Annotated in this window: 23 protein-coding genes; 10 read left to right on the forward strand and 13 right to left on the reverse strand. The window is 35.2% G+C overall.

Translation table 11 applies throughout. From position 1 onward, the window contains the following. The first annotated feature begins 3 nt into the window (after nt 1-3). Nucleotides 4-2,685 (forward strand): beta-N-acetylhexosaminidase, encoded by a 2,682-nt coding sequence (locus ACGH4F_RS04745; RefSeq protein ID WP_411590209.1) that lies wholly within the window; start codon nt 4-6, stop codon nt 2,683-2,685. Nucleotides 2,686-2,761: 76 nt separating this feature from the next. On the opposite strand, the gene rraB is transcribed toward ACGH4F_RS04745, so the two are convergent. Continuing rightward, a complete protein-coding gene (gene rraB / locus ACGH4F_RS04750) occupies nt 2,762-3,160 on the reverse strand; it encodes a ribonuclease E inhibitor RraB (protein ID WP_267352545.1) in 399 nt (132 codons plus the stop codon). A 70-nt stretch (nt 3,161-3,230) separates the two neighbouring features. Here rraB and rnm point away from each other — a divergent pair, with 70 nt between their 5' ends. The 3 genes from rnm to rluB all read left to right on the forward strand — a co-directional run bounded on the left by rnm (nt 3,231) and on the right by rluB (nt 5,946). Further along, nucleotides 3,231-4,067, forward strand: coding sequence for an RNase RNM (gene rnm / locus ACGH4F_RS04755; RefSeq protein WP_411590210.1), 837 nt, complete (start codon nt 3,231-3,233; stop codon nt 4,065-4,067). Nucleotides 4,068-4,171: 104 nt separating this feature from the next. Then, the gene (locus ACGH4F_RS04760; RefSeq protein WP_411590211.1) at nt 4,172-4,795 is read left to right on the forward strand and encodes an L-threonylcarbamoyladenylate synthase; all 624 of its coding nucleotides are present in this window, start codon (nt 4,172-4,174) and stop codon (nt 4,793-4,795) included. A gap of 266 nt (nt 4,796-5,061) precedes the next feature. Continuing rightward, entirely contained in the window at nt 5,062-5,946 is an 885-nt protein-coding gene (rluB, locus tag ACGH4F_RS04765; protein ID WP_267360285.1) for a 23S rRNA pseudouridine(2605) synthase RluB, read from the forward strand. 407 nt (nt 5,947-6,353) lie between these two features. On the opposite strand, the gene pgm is transcribed toward rluB, so the two are convergent. Then, the gene (gene pgm / locus ACGH4F_RS04770) at nt 6,354-7,991 is read right to left on the reverse strand and encodes a phosphoglucomutase (alpha-D-glucose-1,6-bisphosphate-dependent) (protein ID WP_411590213.1); all 1,638 of its coding nucleotides are present in this window, start codon (nt 7,989-7,991) and stop codon (nt 6,354-6,356) included. 79 nt (nt 7,992-8,070) lie between these two features. Continuing rightward, nucleotides 8,071-8,580, reverse strand: coding sequence for a hypothetical protein (locus ACGH4F_RS04775; protein ID WP_065559380.1), 510 nt, complete (start codon nt 8,578-8,580; stop codon nt 8,071-8,073). 392 nt (nt 8,581-8,972) lie between these two features. Here ACGH4F_RS04775 and ACGH4F_RS04780 point away from each other — a divergent pair, with 392 nt between their 5' ends. Both ACGH4F_RS04780 and gloA read left to right on the forward strand, forming a co-directional pair. Beyond that, nucleotides 8,973-9,467, forward strand: a complete 495-nt coding sequence (locus ACGH4F_RS04780; RefSeq protein ID WP_267352550.1) for a glycine zipper 2TM domain-containing protein — start codon at nt 8,973-8,975, stop codon at nt 9,465-9,467. Between the two features lie 255 nt (nt 9,468-9,722). Next, complete coding sequence (gloA, locus tag ACGH4F_RS04785; protein WP_267352551.1) at nt 9,723-10,130, forward strand: lactoylglutathione lyase; 408 nt, start codon at nt 9,723-9,725, stop codon at nt 10,128-10,130. A 92-nt stretch (nt 10,131-10,222) separates the two neighbouring features. Here gloA and gmk read toward each other — a convergent pair whose 3' ends face one another. Continuing rightward, nucleotides 10,223-10,873, reverse strand: coding sequence for a guanylate kinase (gene gmk / locus ACGH4F_RS04790; RefSeq protein WP_411590214.1), 651 nt, complete (start codon nt 10,871-10,873; stop codon nt 10,223-10,225). Nucleotides 10,874-11,174: 301 nt separating this feature from the next. Between gmk and ACGH4F_RS04795 the strand changes: the two genes are divergently transcribed. Both ACGH4F_RS04795 and ACGH4F_RS04800 read left to right on the forward strand, forming a co-directional pair. After that, nucleotides 11,175-11,870 (forward strand): AzlC family ABC transporter permease, encoded by a 696-nt coding sequence (locus tag ACGH4F_RS04795; RefSeq protein ID WP_411590216.1) that lies wholly within the window; start codon nt 11,175-11,177, stop codon nt 11,868-11,870. Beyond that, nucleotides 11,867-12,187 (forward strand): AzlD domain-containing protein, encoded by a 321-nt coding sequence (locus ACGH4F_RS04800; protein WP_267352554.1) that lies wholly within the window; start codon nt 11,867-11,869, stop codon nt 12,185-12,187. Before ACGH4F_RS04795 ends, ACGH4F_RS04800 begins: the two co-directional genes overlap by 4 nt. 46 nt (nt 12,188-12,233) lie before the next feature. Here ACGH4F_RS04800 and ACGH4F_RS04805 read toward each other — a convergent pair whose 3' ends face one another. The 8 genes from ACGH4F_RS04805 to ACGH4F_RS04840 all read right to left on the reverse strand — a co-directional run bounded on the left by ACGH4F_RS04805 (nt 12,234) and on the right by ACGH4F_RS04840 (nt 20,594). Next, nucleotides 12,234-13,133 carry a heme biosynthesis HemY N-terminal domain-containing protein gene (locus tag ACGH4F_RS04805; protein WP_411590218.1) on the reverse strand — a complete coding sequence of 300 codons (900 nt, stop codon included), beginning with the start codon at nt 13,131-13,133 and terminating at the stop codon, nt 12,234-12,236. Nucleotides 13,134-13,143: 10 nt separating this feature from the next. Then, nucleotides 13,144-14,586 (reverse strand): uroporphyrinogen-III C-methyltransferase, encoded by a 1,443-nt coding sequence (locus ACGH4F_RS04810; RefSeq protein WP_411590220.1) that lies wholly within the window; start codon nt 14,584-14,586, stop codon nt 13,144-13,146. Nucleotides 14,587-14,593: 7 nt separating this feature from the next. After that, a complete protein-coding gene (locus ACGH4F_RS04815; RefSeq protein ID WP_411590221.1) occupies nt 14,594-15,343 on the reverse strand; it encodes a uroporphyrinogen-III synthase in 750 nt (249 codons plus the stop codon). Continuing rightward, a complete protein-coding gene (hemC, locus tag ACGH4F_RS04820) occupies nt 15,340-16,260 on the reverse strand; it encodes a hydroxymethylbilane synthase (protein ID WP_411590223.1) in 921 nt (306 codons plus the stop codon). The genes ACGH4F_RS04815 and hemC overlap by 4 nt, the downstream gene beginning before the upstream one ends. A gap of 175 nt (nt 16,261-16,435) precedes the next feature. Continuing rightward, on the reverse strand, nt 16,436-17,803 hold the full coding sequence (purB, locus tag ACGH4F_RS04825; RefSeq protein ID WP_411590225.1) for an adenylosuccinate lyase: 1,368 nt from the start codon (nt 17,801-17,803) through the stop codon (nt 16,436-16,438). A gap of 40 nt (nt 17,804-17,843) precedes the next feature. Next, a complete protein-coding gene (hflD, locus tag ACGH4F_RS04830; protein ID WP_411590227.1) occupies nt 17,844-18,497 on the reverse strand; it encodes a high frequency lysogenization protein HflD in 654 nt (217 codons plus the stop codon). Further along, complete coding sequence (mnmA, locus tag ACGH4F_RS04835) at nt 18,487-19,608, reverse strand: tRNA 2-thiouridine(34) synthase MnmA (RefSeq protein ID WP_411590251.1); 1,122 nt, start codon at nt 19,606-19,608, stop codon at nt 18,487-18,489. The genes hflD and mnmA overlap by 11 nt, the downstream gene beginning before the upstream one ends. Nucleotides 19,609-19,898: 290 nt before the next feature. Then, a complete protein-coding gene (locus ACGH4F_RS04840) occupies nt 19,899-20,594 on the reverse strand; it encodes a helix-turn-helix transcriptional regulator (RefSeq protein WP_267352562.1) in 696 nt (231 codons plus the stop codon). A 152-nt stretch (nt 20,595-20,746) separates the two neighbouring features. Between ACGH4F_RS04840 and ACGH4F_RS04845 the strand changes: the two genes are divergently transcribed. Next, nucleotides 20,747-20,986 carry a transcriptional regulator gene (locus tag ACGH4F_RS04845; RefSeq protein WP_267352563.1) on the forward strand — a complete coding sequence of 80 codons (240 nt, stop codon included), beginning with the start codon at nt 20,747-20,749 and terminating at the stop codon, nt 20,984-20,986. Between the two features lie 67 nt (nt 20,987-21,053). Here the strand turns inward: ACGH4F_RS04845 and tpiA are convergent, their stop codons facing one another. After that, complete coding sequence (gene tpiA / locus ACGH4F_RS04850) at nt 21,054-21,818, reverse strand: triose-phosphate isomerase (protein WP_267360294.1); 765 nt, start codon at nt 21,816-21,818, stop codon at nt 21,054-21,056. Between the two features lie 100 nt (nt 21,819-21,918). Between tpiA and zapB the strand changes: the two genes are divergently transcribed. Next, on the forward strand, nt 21,919-22,164 hold the full coding sequence (gene zapB / locus ACGH4F_RS04855) for a cell division protein ZapB (protein ID WP_267352565.1): 246 nt from the start codon (nt 21,919-21,921) through the stop codon (nt 22,162-22,164). Nucleotides 22,165-22,167 lie beyond the last annotated feature (3 nt).

A 22,167-nucleotide genomic window follows, 5' to 3' on the forward strand; every position in this document is an offset into this window, starting at 1 on the left:
ATAATGAAAAAGCTTAAAACTGCAATACTTGCAACCTCGATAGCCTCTTTATTAAGTGTAGGCGTTACACAATCAGCTTATGCAAATCAAAAGACAGTTGATTTAATGAGTGCTCAACTTAATGTTAAATATACTGTTAATGATAATCAGGCAAATGATCATGGTATCAATTGTGCTACTTTAGGTGCGGATTGGGCTGCATGTAATAAAGTGACTATTTCGTTAACAAATAAAGGTTCAGCAATTAATGATAAAGATTGGGCAATTTATTTTAGTAGTATTCGTATGATTTTGTCCGTTGACAATGATCAGTTTAAAATTACACACCTAACAGGCGATCTTCATAAAATTGAGCCGACGGATAAATTTGTTGGTTTTCCTGCTAAAGGCACTATCGAAATTCCTATGATTGGTGAATATTGGATCTTGAGCGAAAGTGATATTATGCCTCGTTGGTATGTGACATCGACCAATGCAACCCCTAAAATTATAGCAAATACCAATACAGATTCTGATAATTTATCGGCATTTGTGTCGCCAATTAATCAACACTGGAAAAGAACGGCTGATGATCATAATATTTTAATGACACCGGTCAATCGTTTTCAATATAATGCCGATATTGAAAACTTATCGGCAGAAACATTACGTGGGCAAATCTTGCCAACACCAAGTAAAATATCCATTGGAAATGAAGATATAACGCTCGATTCGCAAGGGGTAAATTTAGTTTTAAATGGATTAAATCAAGACAGTTTAGCTGTCATACAGACTGATTTTAAAGCATTAAATATCCCAATTACTCAACAAGGCTTTAAAATACAAGCAACAATCGAACCTGAACAATTTTCCCAAAAGCAAGCAGGGGCTTATCAATTAGTAATCAACAAAGACAAAGCAATCATTACAGCTTATGATGAGACTGGAATTTTTTACGCGATCCAATCCATTTTATCGACAATTTATGTCGATCATTCTCATACCATTCCAACACTTAATGTCATTGACTCGCCTCGATTTGAATATCGTGGTGTCATGCTTGATATTGGCCGTAATTTTAAATCTAAACAGGCCATTTTGCGTTTATTAGATCAAATGGCAAAATATAAAATGAATAAATTTCATTTTCATTTAAGTGATGATGAAGGTTGGCGAATTGAGATCCCAGGATTACCAGAACTCACCGAAATTGGTAGTAAACGTTGCCATGATCTTACTGAACAAACTTGTTTACTTCCTCAATTAGGATCTGGTCCTGATAGTAATACATCTGGCTCGGGATATTTAAGTCGTCAAGACTATATTGAAATTATTAAATACGCTAAAGCACGGTTTATTGAGGTCATCCCAGAGATTGATATGCCTGCTCATGCTAGAGCGGCGATTGTCTCTATGGAAGCACGTTATAACCGTTTAATGAAAGAAGGTAAAGAACAGCAAGCGAACGAATTCCGTTTAGTTGACCCAACGGATACTTCTAACACGACAACTGTTCAATTTTATAATCGATTAAGTTATTTAAACCCTTGTCTTGACTCGTCTAAACGGTTTGTAAATAAGATTATTGATGAAATAGCTAGCATGCACATCGAGGCAGGCCAACCTTTGACAACTTGGCATTTTGGTGGTGATGAAGCTAAAAATATCCATTTAGGATCTGGCTACCAAGATTTACAGCTTAAAGAAAAAGTTGCTTTTAAAGGTATTATCGATCAAAGCAATGAAGACCATCCATGGGCTAAATCACAAGCATGCCAAGCTTTTATATCTAAGGGTATTGTCAAACAAATTGAACATCTACCAAGTTATTTTGCTGAGCAGGTTAGTACTATCATTAAGGAACATGGTATTGACCATATGCAGGCTTGGCAAGACGGCATGAAACATGCCGACAGTGCTAAATCTTTTGCTGTTGATAAAGTCACGGTGAATTTTTGGGATACTCTTTATTGGGGTGGGGCTGACTCAGTCAATGAATGGGCAAATAAAGGCTATCAAGTCATTATTTCGAATCCGGATTATGTCTATTTAGATATGCCATACGAAGTCAATCCTAAAGAAAGCGGTTATTATTGGGCTACACGTTACAATGATGAACGTAAAATATTTACTTTTGCGCCTGATAACTTACCTCAAAATGCTGAAACGTCGTTAGACCGCGACGGCAATCCATTTACCGCTAAAGGTACACTTAATTGGTCGGGCGCTTACGGATTATCTGCGCAAATTTGGACAGAAGATATTCGTAGCGATAATAAAATGGAATATATGGCATTTCCTCGTTTGCTAGCGGTGGCAGAAAGAGCGTGGCACCAAGCCGATTGGGAACTTAGTTATCAAAAAGATCGTGAATTCATACAAGGGAAAACACAGTATGTGGATCAACAAAAATTACGGCAAGATTGGGTACGTTTTGCTAACTTAGTTGGTCAGCGAGAATTAGCGAAATTGGATTTAATGGGAATAGATTATCGATTACCTATCCCAGGGGCTAAAATTGAGAACAATCAGCTCAATGCTAATATTGTTTTTCCGGGATTAATTATAGAATATTCGACGGATAATGGTAAAAATTGGCATCGCTATACTGATCCCGTGACAATTAAAAAAGGTGATGTTGTATCAGTACGTAGTCTTTCAGCTGATCGAAAAAGAATAAGTCGTATTGAGCAAGTTAACGAGTAATCGAAACAGTTTACCATTTTTATCCAATCACCATTGGATAAGAATGGTAAATAATTAGTTCAATGTTTCTAGGCTATTAATGTAACGTTTCATTGTCAAAAACGCTATCATCTAAAATATCGTCACTTCCGTCTTCAAAATAAGTGCCCCAACCGTCATAATTCACATTAAATTGGTGCGCCAACGTCATAATTTGGGCAATTTGTGCATTGATTAAATCAGCACTGAGGGGGCTTTCAGCGATGATATCAAAACCAATAATAACGTTACCAGAATCATCGACATCTTCATCAGGATCTGTTGCTTCATAACCTAATTTATAGGCTTCTACTGCAACTTTTTCAAGTTTATCAAAGTTTTCTGAAGAAATATGATGTTCTATCAAATACAGCGCATGGGGATCACTCCCATCTTCTAAAAGTTCATCAATAATTGATTGAGTATCTTGTTGGGCAAGCAGAATTTGATCTTTCATAATATACCTTTTAGTGGTCACGCAAATTGTGTGGTATATTACACGTTTAAAAATAATTTTCGAGAAAAAAGTGATCGTAGATTTGCATTCTCATACTATAGCCTCTGATGGTGTTCTATCACCAAGTGAGCTGGTTAAACGTGCTGTCGATAACCAAATTGACATATTAGCGATAACGGATCACGATACCATAAAAGGAATTCCTGAAGCGCAAAAGTTGATCTTAACTGAAAATCTTCCGGTTAAACTGGTGAGTGGAGTTGAAATATCAACCGCTTGGAAAAATAATGAAATTCATATTGTTGGATTGAATATTGATATTGAAAATCAACAATTATTAACATTGCTTCAAGCTCAAGAACAAGGTCGGATTGATCGCGCAATGGCAATTAGCTATAAATTGGGCAAGTTACATATTGATGATGCTTATGAACAAGCAAAGGCTTTTTCAAAGGGGGATATTGTGTCTCGTGCACACTTTGCTCGATTTCTTGTTGCTCAAGGTTTGGTCAAAGATGTGAAAACGGCATTTAAAAAATATCTTGGAAAAAGTGGATATGCTTATGTACCAGCAAAATGGTGTAGTATTGAAGAGGCAATAACGGCGATTCATGTGGCAGGTGGACTTGCAGTATTAGCGCATCCGACTCGTTATGATTTAACTGGCACTAAATTAAAATTATTAATTAATGATTTCAAAACTTGGGGTGGTGATGCCATTGAAGTTTCGCAAAGCCGACAAACACAAGATGACTTACAGCGATTAGCTAAATTAGCCAACGAATTTGGACTGCTTGCTTCGCAAGGTTCGGATTTTCATGATCTGGTTAACTATTTAGATTTAGGAAAAACGCCCCCTTTGCCAGGCAGTGTCACACCGATTTGGCATAATTGGAAACTAAATTAATATGGACTAAAATTGCTTTAAGTTAACATGCTATCAACCTTCATGATAGCCAATCTGACATTGTAAAAAGTGTTTTAAATTTAATATTAATATAGAAGAACATTATGAGCCAAACTTTTTATATTCATCCGGACAATCCTCAAAATCGATTATTAGAACAAGTTGTTAAAATCTTAAAAGAGGGTGGCGTTATCGCTTTTCCTACTGATTCCGGTTATTCATTAGGTTGCTTGCTTGATAATAAAAATGGTGTTGAGCGTATTTGTAAAATACGACAGCTTGATAGATATCATAATTTTACGTTGATGTGTCGAGATTTATCGGAATTATCTTCCTATGCAATGGTCGATAATATTACGTTTCGACTGTTAAAAAATAATACGCCCGGTAAATACGTTTTTATTCTACCTGCAAGTAAAGAAGTACCACGTCGCTTGATGAATGACAAGCGAAAAACCATAGGGTTGCGTATACCGGACAACAAAATTGATTTAGCGTTACTGGATTTATTAGGGCAACCATTGATGACCACAACGTTAATTTTACCAAATGAAGAGGAAGCGCAATCCGATCCGGATGAAATTGAGGATAGAATTGGACATCTACTTGATGCTGTTGTCCATGGTGGTTATATAGGTCAACAACCTACAACCGTTATTGATTTAACAAATGATTACCCTGATATTATTCGTCAAGGAAGTGGTGATATAAAACCTTTTGAATCGTGATCAAATATTTCAAGAGCTTACTATTAAAAGTATCTGGATTATTTAATCATGGTAGCTATTTATTGGGTGTTTTTGAAATATTGAAGTTCAAATTATGGATAATCTAATGATTTTGTTTGGTAAACACTATCCATTTTTAAGTTAGTCAAGCTGAGCACTATCGTATTAATTGTAATGCTAGTAAAGCAATATGAGTAAATCGTCGTTTTTCACAAAACGAACAAAGATATGGTTAATCTGATACCTGTGAAGGTAGCGAGGAAAATATGAAAAAAGTAAATGACAATACTGAAAAGTTGCAAAAAGTGTTAGCTAATTTAGGTAATGGCTCACGTCGTGAAATTGAAGCGATGATAGCCGCAGGAAAAATTAGCGTTGACGGAAAAATTGCAACATTAGGTGATAGGGTTGATGTAAATGCTAACCCTAAAATTCGAATTAATGGACACTTAGTTCAGCTAAGAAGTAAAGAAAAAACGGTTTGTCGTGTGTTAGCCTACTACAAACCTGAAGGGGAAATCTGTTCGCGAAGCGATCCTCAAGGGCGAGCAACGGTTTTTGCTCGATTACCGCGTTTAAAAAATGCCCGTTGGATTAATATTGGACGATTGGATATTAATACTTCCGGTTTACTCCTTTTTACCACAGATGGTGAATTGGCTAATCGATTAATGCATCCTCGTCATGAAATAGAACGTGAATATGCGGTACGTGTATTTGGAAATGTGACTGATCAGCAAGTTAATCAATTACGCAAAGGGGTGCAACTTGAAGATGGCCCAGCTTCTTTTAAATCTGTAAAAGCGCAAGGTGGTGATGGTTTAAATCAGTGGTTTAATGTCGTCATAACTGAAGGGCGTAACCGTGAAGTGCGACGAATGTGGGAAGCGATTGATGTACAAGTAAGCCGTTTGCTGCGTATTCGTTATGGCAATATAACCTTGCCTAAAGGTTTATCACGAGGAACTTGGATGGAGTTAAGTATTGATTCGGTTAATTATCTACGTGATATTGTCGGATTAGCAAAAGAATCCAAATCATTCATTGACGCCAAAACGGATAAACGTAGTTTCAGACCAAAAAGAACTAAACTTAACAACTTGTCAAAATCATCAAGACAAGCCACAGCCAAAAAACCAACACGAATCTAAAAACTAAATCACATCCTCAATAAAAAACATCAATTTATTGGGGATATGATGACATCTATCCAATTTTTCTTACATAGACAGTAAACCAATTATCATTAACTACATTGATTAAGTTGATAAAGTTAATTTTAATTTATAAATTATTTGGTCACTCAATTGTGGTTTAGACCTTGTTATTGTTATTGTTGTTGTAGATTTTTCAAATTTAGACTTAAATCACTTGAAATTAACAAATATAAATAAAGTAAAATGACTTCGAAAACATTAAGCGTCAAATGTTCACAATGTGGGTGTATTAAGCATATTTCATTAAGCTATGTACAACTACCTAAAAAAACAAACAATAAAAATATTTTTCGTACATTCATAATTAAAAGCCGACATAACGTCGGCTTTGTTCATTTCAATTACTTAATGGCATTAGCAACAATTTGTTGTGCTTCTTCTTGAAGTAAGGCTAAATGCTGATTGCTGATAAAACTTTCCGCATAAATTTTATACGCATCTTCAGTGCCAGAAGGTCGGGCTGCAAACCAGCCATTTTCAGTGATAACTTTCAATCCACCAATTGGGGCATGATTAGCTGGCGCAGTGGTTAAACATTGGGTAATTTTTTCACCCGCAAGTTGATCGGTTGTCAGTTGGCTTGCATCAAGTTTGGCTAGTTTTTGTTTTTCAGCAAATGATGCGGGTGCCTGGATTCTGCCATAATAAGAAACGCCAAATTTATCCTCAAGTTGTTGATATTGTTCTTGAGGGTTTTTGCCTATTTTGGCAGTCATTTCTGCTGCCAGTAGACATAAAATAATCCCATCTTTATCGGTTGACCAAACTTTACCATTCGTTCGTAAAAATGATGCGCCTGCACTTTCTTCACCGGCAAAACCTAATTGCCCATCATAAAGTCCTTGGGCATACCATTTAAAACCGACAGGGTATTCTAAAAATTTTCGGTTTAGGCTGTTTGCAACGCGATCTATCATTGAACTTGTCACCACTGTTTTGCCAATGGCAACATCTTTATGCCACTCTGGACGGTGCTGAAATAAATAATTTACACAAGCTGAAAGATAAGCGTTTGGGTTCATTAATCCTTTTGGCGTAACGATCCCATGGCGATCAAAATCGGTGTCATTACCGAATGCTAGATCAAACTTATCTTTTAAATTTAACAACCCATCCATTGCCCAGCGGCTGGAACAATCCATTCTGATCACTTCGTCGTGATCTAAATGCATAAAACTAAAGGTAGGATCAATTTTGTTATTTACAATATCAAGATTCAGACCATACTTTTCAGCAATTCGGGGCCAATAGGTAATACCTGCGCCACCTAATGGATCAACGCCTATTTTAAGCGATGAAGATTTAATCAATGCAAGATCAACAATGTTTTCCAGATCGTTAATATAATCAGTCTCATATTCTTTGGTATGAATAAATTGTGAATGAGTGGCTTTGTCTAATGAGACCCTTTTCACACCGTCTAATTGTTGTTTAAGGAGTTCATTTGCTCGATGTTCGATTTGTTTAGTGATGTCAGTATCAGCAGGGCCACCATTTGTTGGATTATATTTAATTCCACCATCTTCTGGGGGATTATGGGAAGGAGTAATGACAATACCATCAGCAAGCTGTGATTTTTTTTCTTGATTATACGTTAAAATTGCATGTGAAATAACTGGAGTAGGGGTATATCCCCAATCATTTGCAATAACAACAGTCTGTTCGTTAGCAACGAACACTTCAAGCACTGATTTGAGCGCTAATTCAGATAAAGCATGCGTATCTTGACCAATAAAACAAGGGCCAGTAATACCATGGGATTTACGGTATTCGGCAATAGCTTGAGCGATAGCGAGTATATGGGCTTCATTGAATGTGCCTTTATTTGAACTACCTCGATGTCCTGAAGTGCCGAAAATCACCAATTGGCTGATATTATCGGTATCGGGTTTAATTCGAAAATAGTTATCTTGTAAGGTTTCCACATTGATTAGATCAGAAGGTTTAGCTAATAATCCCGCTCGGCTATGGTTTGCCATTTTTCGCTCCTCTACATAATTTTTAATCATTTGATAATGGTTACAGCGCTTTTCTGATTAATATGTGACCACAGAAATTTTATTTCACTGATGTTGAAAACACATCTTTAATTTGGTTAATCGTATTTTCTGAAATCCCCATGTCGCTCATGATTGATTCAATGATATAAATTTTTCTTGCCGTATTGGTATTACTGATTACCCAATAAGGTGTGCCAATAATTTCACGAGGTTTAGTATTTTTACCCGAAATCTCTAAAGATTTTTTATCTTTGGCTAGATATTGGCGTTTACTGCCATGAAGCGATGTCGCCGCAATGGCAAAAAGTGCTGGATTATAGTTATAAAGCGCAGCGAGTAATAATAAAAAACGACTGATAATCGATTTTTCATTCGTAAAGGTATCGCTGGTTAACAAATCATTGAACATCGAGTAATGACTTTCTAAATGAACTTTGGCGTTTGAGTTAACAGGATCCGCTTCTATTTTTAACAAACGTCGCAATATACTTGATGCATCTTCACCGATGTGTTTTGTTTGCCCTGCAATAAATTTATATAATTCGTCGTCAATTTCGATAGTTTTCATTATGTTAATTATGCCTATTAGATTATCTTACTGGACACCCTTGTACAGCAATATTGTCAATTTTATGTAAGTTTTGTGTTACGCTATTATTTAAACAATCATTATGAACCTCATCTTGCGGCTTAATGTTTGTTATTACGTCATTTTTTTGTTGTTGATATGAATTATGACAGGCCGATATCATAACTGATAATAATAATTGAAAAAATAACCGTTTCATATACTTATTGTATGTCATATAAACTATTAACTTGAGTATACTCCAACTTAAATGTAAATTGTATTATCTATTGATAAAATAATGAAAAAGATATTGTTGTTATTGTAAAAGAATATTATGCTTAATCTGACAAAAAAAGTATAACTTCAATAATATATATGGGGAATCAAATATGAAAAAAATTGTTTTAACAAGTATCATAGTTGCTATCCTTTCGGGATGTAGTAATAGTGATATCTATTCTGGCGATGTTTATACAACCGATCAAGCGAAACAAGTTCAACAAGTAAGTTATGGCACTGTTGTTTCAGTAAGACCAGTTAAAATTCAAACAAATGCATCTAATGGACGAAGTGAAAATGTGGTAGGTTCATTAGGTGGTGCTGTGATTGGTGGTGTACTTGGTAACACCATTGGTGATGGAGCCGGTAGAGCTTTAGCCGTTGCAACAGGTGCGATTGGTGGTGCGTTAATTGGTAACACAATCGAGGATAAAGCAAGCCAATCAAATGCGGTTGAATTAGAAATTAAGCAAGCAAATGGTGCAAATATTGTGATTGTGCAAAAAGGCACAACCAAAGAGTTTTATGTTGGTCAACAAGTTAGATTAGTGAGTAATGGAAGGCAGATAAGTGCTTCTCCTCGTTATACTACTTCAACACAATAGTTGTCATTAAAAGTTACTAACCCATTTATTATTAGTTTACATTCCAAGACTTTTGTTTATACCTTGTATAAATAAAAGTCTTTCTATCTATTTTATATGAAAGCGATTTCATACTCTACTTCATCTAAACTACTAAACGTTTTATCACTCGGTTGATAATGTTTTGCCTGCTATGACATCAAAAAAATTTGCGTCACTAAATATGAACATATAAACTCAATATTAATTTCACTAATAAAAAGGAATATTTTAGCAATGCGCATTTTACATACGATGATACGTGTAGGAGACTTACAACGTTCTATTGATTTTTATACTCAAGTTATGGGAATGAAAGTATTAAGAACAAGTGAAAATACAGAATACAAATATTCGTTAGCTTTCGTCGGTTATGATGATGAATCTGTCAGTTCCGTTATTGAGCTAACGTATAACTGGGGAACGCAAGAGTATGACCATGGTAATGCATTTGGTCATATTGCTATTGGTGTTGATGATGTCGCCAAAATGTGTGAAGACGTTAAACTTGCTGGTGGTAACGTAACCCGTGAAGCTGGTCCCGTGAAAGGTGGAACGACCATTATTGCCTTTGTTGAAGATCCCGACGGTTATAAGATAGAACTTATTCAGAATGATCAGGCTGATCAAGGACTAGGTAATTAACGCTAACGCTTTTATATATCGCCGATAACATCGGCGATATGTGTATTAAATAAGTATGAAATGATTAGTACTCAACTATATCAGCATGATTATTAATTATTGTGCGTTAAAAGTTTTGTGAAGAATGATTGATGAATGACTTCTTGTTTATCACGCTCTAAACTTGCTGCAATAATGATAGAATTAAGGGCGTTTAATGAAGTGTTAAAATCATCATTAATAATCACATAGTCATATTCATGATAATGTGAAATTTCAGCTTGTGCTTTTGCCATTCTTTTACGAATAACTTGTTCGGTATCTTGTCCTCGCTTAATAAGACGATGTTCAAGTTCTGCTAACGAGGGCGGTAAGATAAAAATACTTTTGGATTGTGGCATTTTTTCTCTAACTTGCTGTGCACCTTGCCAATCAATATCTAAAAATACGTTAACTCCTTGTAATAAGCTCTGCTCAATTTCTGCTTTCGAAGTACCATAATAGTGATCAAATACGTTTGCATATTCGACAAATGCCTGCTGACTAATCAATGACTCAAAATGGTCATGATCCACAAAATAATAATCTTCACCATGTTCTTCGCCTGGTCTTGGCGCTCGGGTGGTATGCGAAATTGAAACTTTTGCCGGATACTGATTTTTTTGCTCTAAATAAGCCCGAATCAAACTTGACTTTCCTGCTCCACTCGGAGCCGAAATAATAAAAAGTGTACCCGTATACTGGTTTGATATGTTATTTTTCATATAAAATCGATTTTGATTATCTTAAAAAACAATTTAAAGGATTATAACAAATTTACAGGCGGAGTGGTGCATAGTCGAACTATTTATCTTAATAATTACTATTAACCCGATCAAACTACATTACTGAGTGTAATTACGTTAATGTGATCCTTGTTAAAATAAGTGAATATTTTGCCTAGACTGAAAACGCATAACAAACTGGTCAATCATTTCATTTAAAATAAATTTTAAGATTAATCATTTATTGTTTGACAGTACCGTGTTAATAATTATGATGAAGTTTTTATCAAGAGAATGCGTTATGTCACTCACATTTAAAGATGGTGTTTATGCTTGTATTCCAACGTTATTAGGCTACGTTGGTATAGGTATTGCTGCTGGCGTTGTAGGAAAATCGGCAAATTTAACGATTTTAGAAGTAACTCTACTTGCTGTGATTGTTTATGCTGGAGCGGCTCAATTTATCATAGCTGGGTTAATGTTAGTTGCTACACCCATTTCAGCCATTATTTTTACTGTTTTTCTGGTTAATTCCCGCCATTTTTTAATGAGCATGGCAACTGCGCCTTCTTTTCGCCGTTTTTCATTACTGGATAATATTGGTATTGGTATTTTGCTCACAGATGAGAGTTTTGCAGTGGCCATGAATGCAATTGCCAATCATAAACCTGTCAACGCCGTATGGATGCATGGACTGAATGTCACGGCTTATGTTGCTTGGATATTATCCTGCTTAATAGGTGCTTTAATCGGTGAGTGGTTACCCGATCCCACTATGTTTGGTCTGGATTATGCTTTAGTGGCTATGTTTATCGGTTTACTTTATTTACAGTTGATAGGTGACAAAACAAAAAGTATGTATAACAAGATTCTTGTTATGCTCACTGTTTCAGTACTGCTGATCATCTTAATGCGATTTGTATCCCCTGAAATGTCAATATTAATTAGCACATTTGCTGGATGTTTTATGGGAATAGCGATGGAGCGTAAAGTATGACTACTTATAGTTTACTCATCATTATAGGATGTGGATTGGTAACATGGTTACCTCGAATTATTCCTTTTATACTTGTTAGAAAGTTACATTTGCCTGATATTGTGATTCGATTTTTATCGTATGTTCCACTTTGTATCTTAACGGCACTTTTTGTACAAAACCTATTTATTGCAAAACAGGGGCATTTTCCTGATTTTAAGATCGAATACTGTTTAGCTAGTCTTCCCACTATTTTGGTGGCTTTATTGACGAAAAATCTGATGTGCATTGTTGTGACAGGGATGTGCTTTATGGCGTTGATTCGATATTTTTTATAATACAAAATATTTTATACCTAAAAAAACAGGGCTTGTTGCCCTGTTTTTATGTTCTTTCTTGATCTTTAATTTTAGCCACTGATTCCAGCAATTTATCTGCTTCGACAGTTTGGCCAAGTTGTTTAAGGTAGTTAGCCATTGCTTTTTGATACGCAGTATTATTAAGTATTGCTTTTGGCTGTGATTTCCACCATTTAATTAATGCGAGCGGATCATTATCGGTTGATAACTGTTTGATTCGAGCAATATAAGCAGCTTGTTTAAACTGATCTAATTGAGAATCACTATATGTTTTTACTTTATACATAATAGGTAATAAATCAATAACAGCTTGATAATTACCAATTTCATAATAAAGTTGATCTGCAAGCCTTAATACTTCGGCATTACGTGGCTTTTCATTTAACAAACTTTCAATAATAGTATGAGCATTATCATATTCATGATTCTTAAGCTGTAAGCGAACTTGAACCAATTGGAAAGCAAATTTTTCGCTAGGTTGGCAAGTCGCTGCGGCTGCTTCGAGCATTTGGTTAGCTTGAATCAACTGATCATTATCAATATTCGCTTGTGCCGCTAATAAATAAGATAATGTTGTATTGGTTGCACCCTTAGCACTTTTCATGAAAAGTTTAGCTGCTTGTTGGTAGTTACCTTCAAGTAATAAAAATTGTGCTTGTTCAATTAATTTTTTTGCTTTATGCGGCGATTTTAAACGAAGCCAATTACCGAAAGCTGTTTTAGAATTGAAGATTTTTTTAAATAATCGATCAATCAAATAAAGACAAAAAAGCGCCAACAATAATAAAATAACAAAAGAATTGAAGGACATGCTAATTTTATAATTGGCGATGATAAATACAGCTGAACCTTGATTGAATTGCAATAAAGGCCCTAAAAAGAATCCTCCAACTAATGCTAAGAAAATAACTAATATTTTAATCATTATTATTCTCCTATTTAGCCAACATAGAACGAACACGAGTTTGCATTAACTTCTCAAGTTCACTTAAGCTAGCTAATCTGTCAGGAACACTTTTATTACTAATTGTTTGATTTTGCAAATTATCAAGATCACTTAGGAAGGCTTTAACACTTGGCGAATTATTATCAAAATAGGCATTAACCCAAACAGCAACATCATTAAGCGAACGCTGATAAATCAACTCTTGATGTCGAGGTACAGCTTGTGCGGCTATTAACAGACGGAAACGAATATTTTCACGAAGATACAGTGATTGTTCTAAATTTAGTGGGGTACTTAAAATATGGCATCTAACGATCTGCTTTTCATCTTTTCCTGCTTGTGACAAACATGTCGCAAAGTTATTGTCATTTTTATCCAATTTTTCAATGGTAATAAATTTTTGCATAAAAGAATCAATGTTTGCCCATAAATTATGTGACCAATCAGAAATTGACGAAGTGACCACATTATCGGAACTTTTAGTTGGGTCAATTTTATTTTCTGAATCAGCATCTGAAGATGAGCTGTGAGAATCATCAACTGGCAACGCATCATTATACTGTGTTAAGCCAAGATCAATATCATTATAATTCTCAACTAAAGGAAGATCAGTCAACGAATCCGAAAGACTAATTAAATTCAAAACAATACCGTCAGAATCGATAAAACTCAGTTCAGAAAGCGAACTGATATCTTTATTAATGGCTTGTCTGGCTGGTAATAAACTAGGATCATTTGTTTGCGCTAAACTTTCATCCGCATTTCTTAATAACAAACGGGCAGTGGTATAATCCTGGTCACTCCAGATTTTTCGAGCGGCTAAATGGACTAAATAGTTAGCTTGCGATATCAGCCAAACATTATTATCAGTGCTCGACATTGCTGATAATCGTTCGTTAAAGTTATGAAGATTTTGTTCATTTAACCTAATTGTGTCATTAATTTGATTGGTTAACTGTTTTTGTAACTTTTGTTGCTCATTTAACTGATTAGTAACACGCTCTTCAAGCGAAGAAAACTGCTGGTTTTGTTTGGTTACTGCATCATTAATATTACTTTCTAAATCCTTAACAATACTCTGCTTGGTAGTTTGTTTTAAATTGGCTATTTCCATTTCGAGCATTGAAATAGTGCTATTTTGTTTTTCAATTTGTTCATGGCCGTGATAAAAAACAAAGCCACCTAAGCCTAAAGTTAAAGCAATAGCTACAAGCGATAGTTTTGAAATGGGTGTTTTATTGACATTATTTTTGCTGGATGAAGAAGTCGATTTTTTTTCTGTTTTTGGACTTGAATTTGTTGTTATCGTATTTTTATCTTCTTTCATAATATTGTTCACTTGTGTTAGTGCATCGGTTGTAAAAGGTTTGCTAAATGAGGTGGTACTAATCGTTGAACTGGTTGCATTAGCTCCATAAAATCGAATCGGCATAAAAACCTCATTTAGATGATTTTATATAATTGATATTATTATGACATAGACTTATCATTGTTTTAAATAAAATTTGATTATTTGCGCTTTTGGCTAAAACAATATTTTGCCAGTTTAGGCGCTTAGCTTCCTCAAAAATTCTTAGACTGGTCACCACTAAACAAGCTTGTTTTTTATGTTCTGTTTGGCAATACAACTCAAGTTGATGTAAATGTTCAATACTGGTAATGATAACGAGCTGATGCTCAATGGAATTACTCAGTATGTCCAACGGATAGGATATAGCATGACGAGAATAACACTCTACCAGTTTGACTTGGGCTTGTTTGGCACTTAATGTATCGGCAATTAGCTGTCTTCCTGAATCACCGCGTAAAATTAAAACTCTTCGGTTTTTCACCATATCAGCATCAAATAAGGCAAGTAATCCTTCACTGTTTTCTTGTTTTGGAAAACTTACCGATTTATGGACTAATTGACGAATCAGTTCCGCCGTTTTATTTCCTATGGCAAAATACTGTAAATGTTTAGGAAAATTAAGATGCGGATTAAATGTGGTAATAACATTTGCGACTTGTGGCGACACTGCAATAACAATATCATTTGGTAACAACTGGTTTAAATTATATTGTAAATTCAGCAGATCCTTACCTGCTGAAATCCTAAATAAAGGAAGATGGGTAGCCTGTAAATTGGCATGATTTAATAATTTAGTCAATGCTTCACCTTGCGGTGAAGGACGGGTGACGAAAATCATTCGCTATTCAATTCCTCTAAAATTGCTTTAGCACCAAGCATTAACAATTTATTAGCGACATCTCGTCCTAACTGTTCTGCTTGAGTAATGCTACCGGACAAAGGGACTTTGATTATTGTAGAACCATCTGTTTTGCCAACTAAACCCTTTAAAAATAGCTTGTCATCCAAAATTTGGCTATAACAAGCAATGGGAACTTGGCAACCACCTTGCAATTGTTGATTCATCGCTCTTTCAGCTTGTATGCAAATTCGACTATGTTGGTCATCTAAAGGGGCCAGTAAAGCTAAAATTTGCTTATCATTGGCACGTGTTTGAATACCAATTGCCCCTTGACCGACAGCAGGTAAGATTACATCAGTATCAATATATTGTTTAATACGGTCTTGCAATGATAAACGTTTTAATCCTACTGCCGCTAAAATAATTGCATCATATTCTTGATTGTCTAATTTTGCTAAACGGGTACCAATGTTGCCTCGCAAATCTTTAATATGCAAATGTGGGTAAAGCGCACGTAATTGACATTGTCGTCGTAAACTTGAAGTACCAACCACCGCACCAGAAGATAACTGTGATAAATTTTCGTAGCGATTTGAAATAAATGCATCTCGGACATCATCCCGTTTGCAGATTGTTGCAAGTGTGAGTCCATCGGGAAAATGCACGGGAATATCTTTTATAGAATGCACTGCAATATCAGCTTCATTATTTAAAATGGCTTCTTCTAATTGTTTAACAAATAATCCCTTGCCACCTATTTTTGATAATGGGCTATCAAGTAATATATCACCTTTTGTCACCATAGGGATAAGCTCTACAGACAAATCTGGGTGAATGGCTAATAGCTGCTGTTTAACATAGTTAGCTTGCCAAAGAGCTAAAGGGCTTTTCCTTGTTGCAATGCGGATTTTCAATGGATGTTCCTATAAATACTTTTAATGTTATTTTATTATTGATGTCTTAAAGGTGAATAAGAATAACCGTTTGTTATTTAATCACAAATTGACATCATTCAATCATGTATTGTGATTCAATATAATCTGAAACATTATTCAATGATGTTTCAGATTATTAACCAACAAAAGATAATTAAAGTTTATCAATAAACGTTGATGCGTAACCAATGTAGTTGGCTGGTGTTAACTGTTTCAAACGTGATTTTTCATTTTCTGGTAAATCTAACGAATCAATAAACTGCTTCATTCCTTCGGCATCAACACGCTTTCCTCGCGTCAATTCTTTTAGTTTCTCGTAAGGCTTTTCAATACCATAACGTCGCATCACTGTTTGAATGGGTTCAGCTAAGACTTCCCAGTTACGATTGAGCTCATCCAACAAGTATTCTTGATTCACTTCAAGTTTGCTTAATCCTTTTAAGGTTGATTGATAAGCAATGATTGCATAACCAATACCCACACCCAGATTACGTAAAACGGTTGAATCTGTTAAATCACGTTGAAAACGAGAAATTGGCAATTTGCTACCTAAATGATTCATAATGGCATTAGCTATGCCAAGGTTGCCTTCAGAGTTTTCAAAATCGATTGGATTGACTTTGTGTGGCATGGTTGACGAACCGATTTCGCCAGCTACCGTTTTTTGTTTAAAGTGATTTAGTGAAATATAACCCCAAATATCACGATTAAAGTCGATCATAATGGTATTAAATCGAGCAACACAATCAAAAAATTCGGCAATATAATCATGTGGTTCGATTTGAGTTGTAAACGGATTCCATTGTAAACCCAAAGAATAGACAAACTCTTCACTAAATTGATGCCAGTCAATATGAGGATAAGCCACAATATGCGCATTATAGTTACCGGTAGCCCCATTGATTTTACCTAGTATTTCTACCGATTGTAGCTGTTTTAATTGACGCTGTAAGCGATAAGCGACATTAGCAAATTCTTTACCAATCGTTGATGGGGTAGCAGGTTGACCATGAGTTCTGGAAAGTAAAGGTAAATCACGATACGCTTTAGCTTGATCAGTCATTTTATCAATTACTTTTTTCCAATACGGGATTAAAACACTTTCTTTCGCCGTTTTTAACATTAAAGCATATGATAAATTATTAATATCTTCGGATGTACATGCAAAATGAATAAACTCATTGACGGCATGCAACTCTTCATTCGTTTTCACTTTTTCTTTAAGAAAATACTCAACCGCTTTAACATCGTGATTGGTTGTTTTTTCGATCGCTTTAATACGTTTAGCATCATCTTCGTTAAACTGTTCAACAATTTGATTAAGATGCGCCAAGGCTGATTGGCTGAGTGCAGGCACTTCAATAATTTCGGGGTGTGAAGCTAATTTTTGTAACCAACGAACTTCGACTTGTACACGGTATTTTAATAAACCATATTCGCTAAAAATAGTACGTAATTCTGTCGTTTTATCTCCATATCGACCATCAATAGGCGAAAGGGCGGTAAGTGCAGATAATTCCATCGGGATAACTCCGTTGCGATGTTAAAATAGTAATAAAAAATTAAAGTGAATTTGCTTTTTCAATTTCTTGCAAAAGCGCCTGAGCCGTTTTTATTAAGCGTTTTCGTTGAAAAAATAGCTGTAAACGGCTTCCTCCTACTTGGTACCATAAAATAGCAGAACGAATACAACCCAACAACGACGTTCTCACCTTTGCTTGAACTAAAGAATTTTGTAAATACTCAATTTTACCCATCACTTTAATTTTAGTGGTTAATGGGCTAATAATATCGGAATAAATACCGGCTAACGAATAAGACAGATCATCTACATGTGAACTAATCGTTTCTTCATTCATGACAGGATACAATCCCGAAATACGCGTTAAACGCTGGTCAATATTATTTAATGCATCATTATTTTTTATTAATCTACTGGTAATACTTAATGTTCTTAACAGATAGCGAACAACATCCAGTTGTTCTTTTTGCCCTGATGAAAACAGATAAACTAATGTTTGTAAACCCGTTTTAATATTCTGAATACCACCATACACTTCTTCGGTAGTTTGTGGTGAGGTAATAAAAAGGCTATGTATAGTTTGCTCATAAAGTGTTGAGCTACAGACCCCAGTATTGGCCAACTGGGGAACTAAAACAGAACTTTGTATCACACCGGCAAGGGCAATAGTAGTATGGTAATACTTATTCGTCACTCGAACTCTCCTTACTTCGAATAATACGTTCCTCAATAATGCCGCCACCTAGACACACTTCGTCTTGATAAAACACAGCAGATTGTCCAGGAGTGACTGCCGCTACAGGGTTAGCAAAAATCACTTCGATTTTGTCTTCTGATATTGGATTGACCTGGCATTGAATATCTTGTTGACGATAACGCGTTTTCACCGTACAAGTAAAAGGTTTGGTCACAGCTTTTCTATCAACCCAATGTAGTTGTTGTGCAATCAGACCATCTGAAAATAGCGCAGGGTGATCATGACCTTGAGCAACAATAAGTTCATTATTTTTAATATCTTTATCCACAACATACCATGGGGTATCATCGGCTTGCTTTAATCCACCAATTCCCAGTCCTTTACGTTGTCCTAAAGTATGATACATAAGTCCTTGATGTTTACCGATAATCTGTCCATCCACCGTACGAATTGCGCCAGCTTGAGCCGGTAAATATCGAGCTAAAAAGTCACTAAACTTTCGTTCGCCAATAAAGCAAATTCCTGTAGAGTCTTTTTTAGATGCAGTAGCTAATCCTAGCTGCTCAGCGATTTTACGAACTTGCGGTTTTTCAAGTTCCCCAACAGGGAACAGACTTTGTCTGACTTGGTCTTCGCTTAACGTATATAAAAAGTAACTTTGGTCTTTATTATTATCTACCCCTCGCAATAATTCGACTTTATCGCCAGTGGTACGTTTACGAACATAATGACCAGTTGCAATATAATCGGCACCAAGATCTTGCGCTGCATACTCTAAAAATGCTTTAAATTTGATTTCTTTATTACATAAAATATCGGGATTAGGGGTTCGCCCTGCTTTATATTCTGATAAAAAATGTTCAAATACGTTATCCCAATATTCGGCTGCAAAATTAATAGTATAAAGTTTAATATTGAGTTTATCACAAACAGCTTGAGCATCGGCTAAGTCAACAGCCGCTGAACAGTATTCATCTGTGTCGTCTTCTTCCCAGTTCTTCATAAATAAACCAACAACTTGATAACCTTGTTGCTGAAGTAAATATGCAGAAACAGAAGAATCAACGCCACCAGACATACCGACGACAACTTTTGGGGAAGTATTCATATTTGGCATAATAACTAACATTGTCTATAAAAAAATAATGGCTAATTTTAGCATAAATGACCCCAAAAGCATAAATTTATGCCAATAAGAATTCTGATTGAGAACATTTTTTTTACTGGAACATAGACGGATACTTAAACATTTTTACGTTTTTTTACTCAGTAATCTTTCTAAAATCTAAAGAAAAAAAACGAGTGCCTAAATTTCTTAATAAGTGGTTCTATCAACATTAATCAACAAAACCACATATTTTATATGCCATAAAAAAATACAATCAATACACAATATTGTTAATAAAGATCCTTTAACAGATAAACGACATGACCAATAATTTTAAAATCTTGAGGTTCATTTTTGTCTACAGTTATAGACGGATATTTTTGATTATCACAGAGCAAAGCAATGTTAGAACCCTGATTTTGGATGCGTTTAATACTTATCTGATCATCATATTGTACGGCATAAAGATATCCATCAATCGGTTTGCTATGTGCAGTATTAATAATCAAAATATCATGATTGGATATCGTCGGCTCCATGCTATCACCTTTAGCCCAAACCGCCCGCAAGTCATCATTATCAAAAAGTTGATGTTTAATCAATGTGATATCAAACGGTATTGCCTCGATTTGTAAAAGTGACTTATTATTACCGAATTCATTTAATTTATAAAAAGGGATATAGACAAAACCACGACGTTCAGTATCGGGAAGTAACCGACACTCACCTTTACCTGTTGCTAACCACTCAATAGGGATATCACATTTTTGTGCGATAATTGCTAATCTATTAAGAGAAGGGTAAGTTTTACCAGATAAATAGTCACGAATAACGGCTTCAGACATTCCCACTTTTTTGGCAAAGGCATTACCCGATAAACTCTCTAAAACTAAGGTAAGTCGATGCTTAAAATCGATAACACCTGTTTCCTTAAGAATTCGTGTTTTTTCTTGATCTTCAGTTGTTTTTATGTTGCTTTCTTTCATTTTTATAATCCATTTTGCGTTATTTTTTATTTTTCTTGTTTTAATTCGTTTTTTTATGTGTTATTCTTTTGCTTGGAATTTACACCATGCTAGTGTTGTATACCGATAATCTTTTGGATAGCAATAAAAATAAACTTATAGAGGATCTCATAATGAGCGAACAAGATCAAGACTGGACTCCATCAAGAGTAGTAGGCGAAATTAAAATTAGAGGTGGAAATTTAAGAGGTCTATCTCGTGCGAGTGGCTTGCAAGCTGATACTCTACGAAACGCACTTTATCGTCATTGTCCTAAGTATGAACATATTATTTCAGAATATTTAAAAGTTCCTGCTGAAAAAATTTGGCCTTCTCGATATAACTCAAAATCAAATAAAGTTAAATATAAATAAATTATTTAAGTTTCTATTGAAAGACGCCAATCTGGCGTCTTTTATCTTATTGTTAAGTTTAAAAAAATTAATTCTTTGCTTTTTCCGCTGCTTTAACAATAGCTGCAAATGCATCTGCTTTTAATGATGCGCCACCCACTAATGCACCATCAATATCTGGTTGAGTAAATAACTCAGCGGCATTTTTATCATTGACCGAACCACCGTATTGAATAATGACTTGTTCAGCTACTTTTGCATCTTGTTTTGCAATATGGTCACGAATAAATTTATGAACAGCTTGAGCTTGTGCAGGCGTCGCTGATTTGCCTGTACCAATTGCCCATACAGGTTCATAAGCAATAACTGCACCATTGAAAGCTTGGACACCTAATGCATTAATCACCGCATCAATCTGACGAGCACAAACAGTTTGAGTTTGACCCGCTTCGTTTTCGGCTTCGGTTTCACCAATACAAAGTACAGGAACTAAACCTGCTTCTTTAATGACTCCAAATTTTTTAGCGATAAATTCATCTGATTCTTTATGATAAGTACGACGTTCAGAATGACCAATAATAATATGCGTGACCCCAACTTCTTTTAGCATGTTGACAGATACTTCACCAGTATAAGCGCCAGATAAGTTAATTCCGACATCTTGAGCGCCTAAAAGAATATTTGATCCACCTAATTGGTGTTTAACAAAATCTAAATAAACGACTGGTGGAGCGATCGCAACATCACATTCGACATCCGTAGATAGCTCATTTCTTAGTTCGGCAACTAAGTTTTTAGCCATTTCAATACTACCATTGAGTTTCCAGTTACCCATCACGAGAGGTTTACGCATAATTTTCTCCAACTTAAATTTTAAAAAGGTGTTGATTTTAGAATGAATTCGTTATAATAGTAGACATTATACACCAAGTAAATAAAGTCTGAGGAAAAATATGTCATTAGAAATATTGAATCAATTGGAAAATAAAATCCAACATACTGTGAATACTATCAGTACATTACAACAAGAGATTGCAACGTTAAAACAAGGAAATCAAGAATTAGAACAGTTGATTAATGACAGTTCAGACGAAATGAAAGCACTACGGGATGAAAACGAAAAATTAAAACAAGATCAACAAGTTTGGCAACAACGTATTCAAACTTTATTAAGTAAAATTGGTGAAATAGCACAGTAATAT

The organism is Gilliamella sp. CG35 (genome assembly GCF_046635745.1).
GTDB classification, from domain to species: Bacteria; Pseudomonadota; Gammaproteobacteria; order Enterobacterales; family Orbaceae; genus Gilliamella; species Gilliamella apicola_I.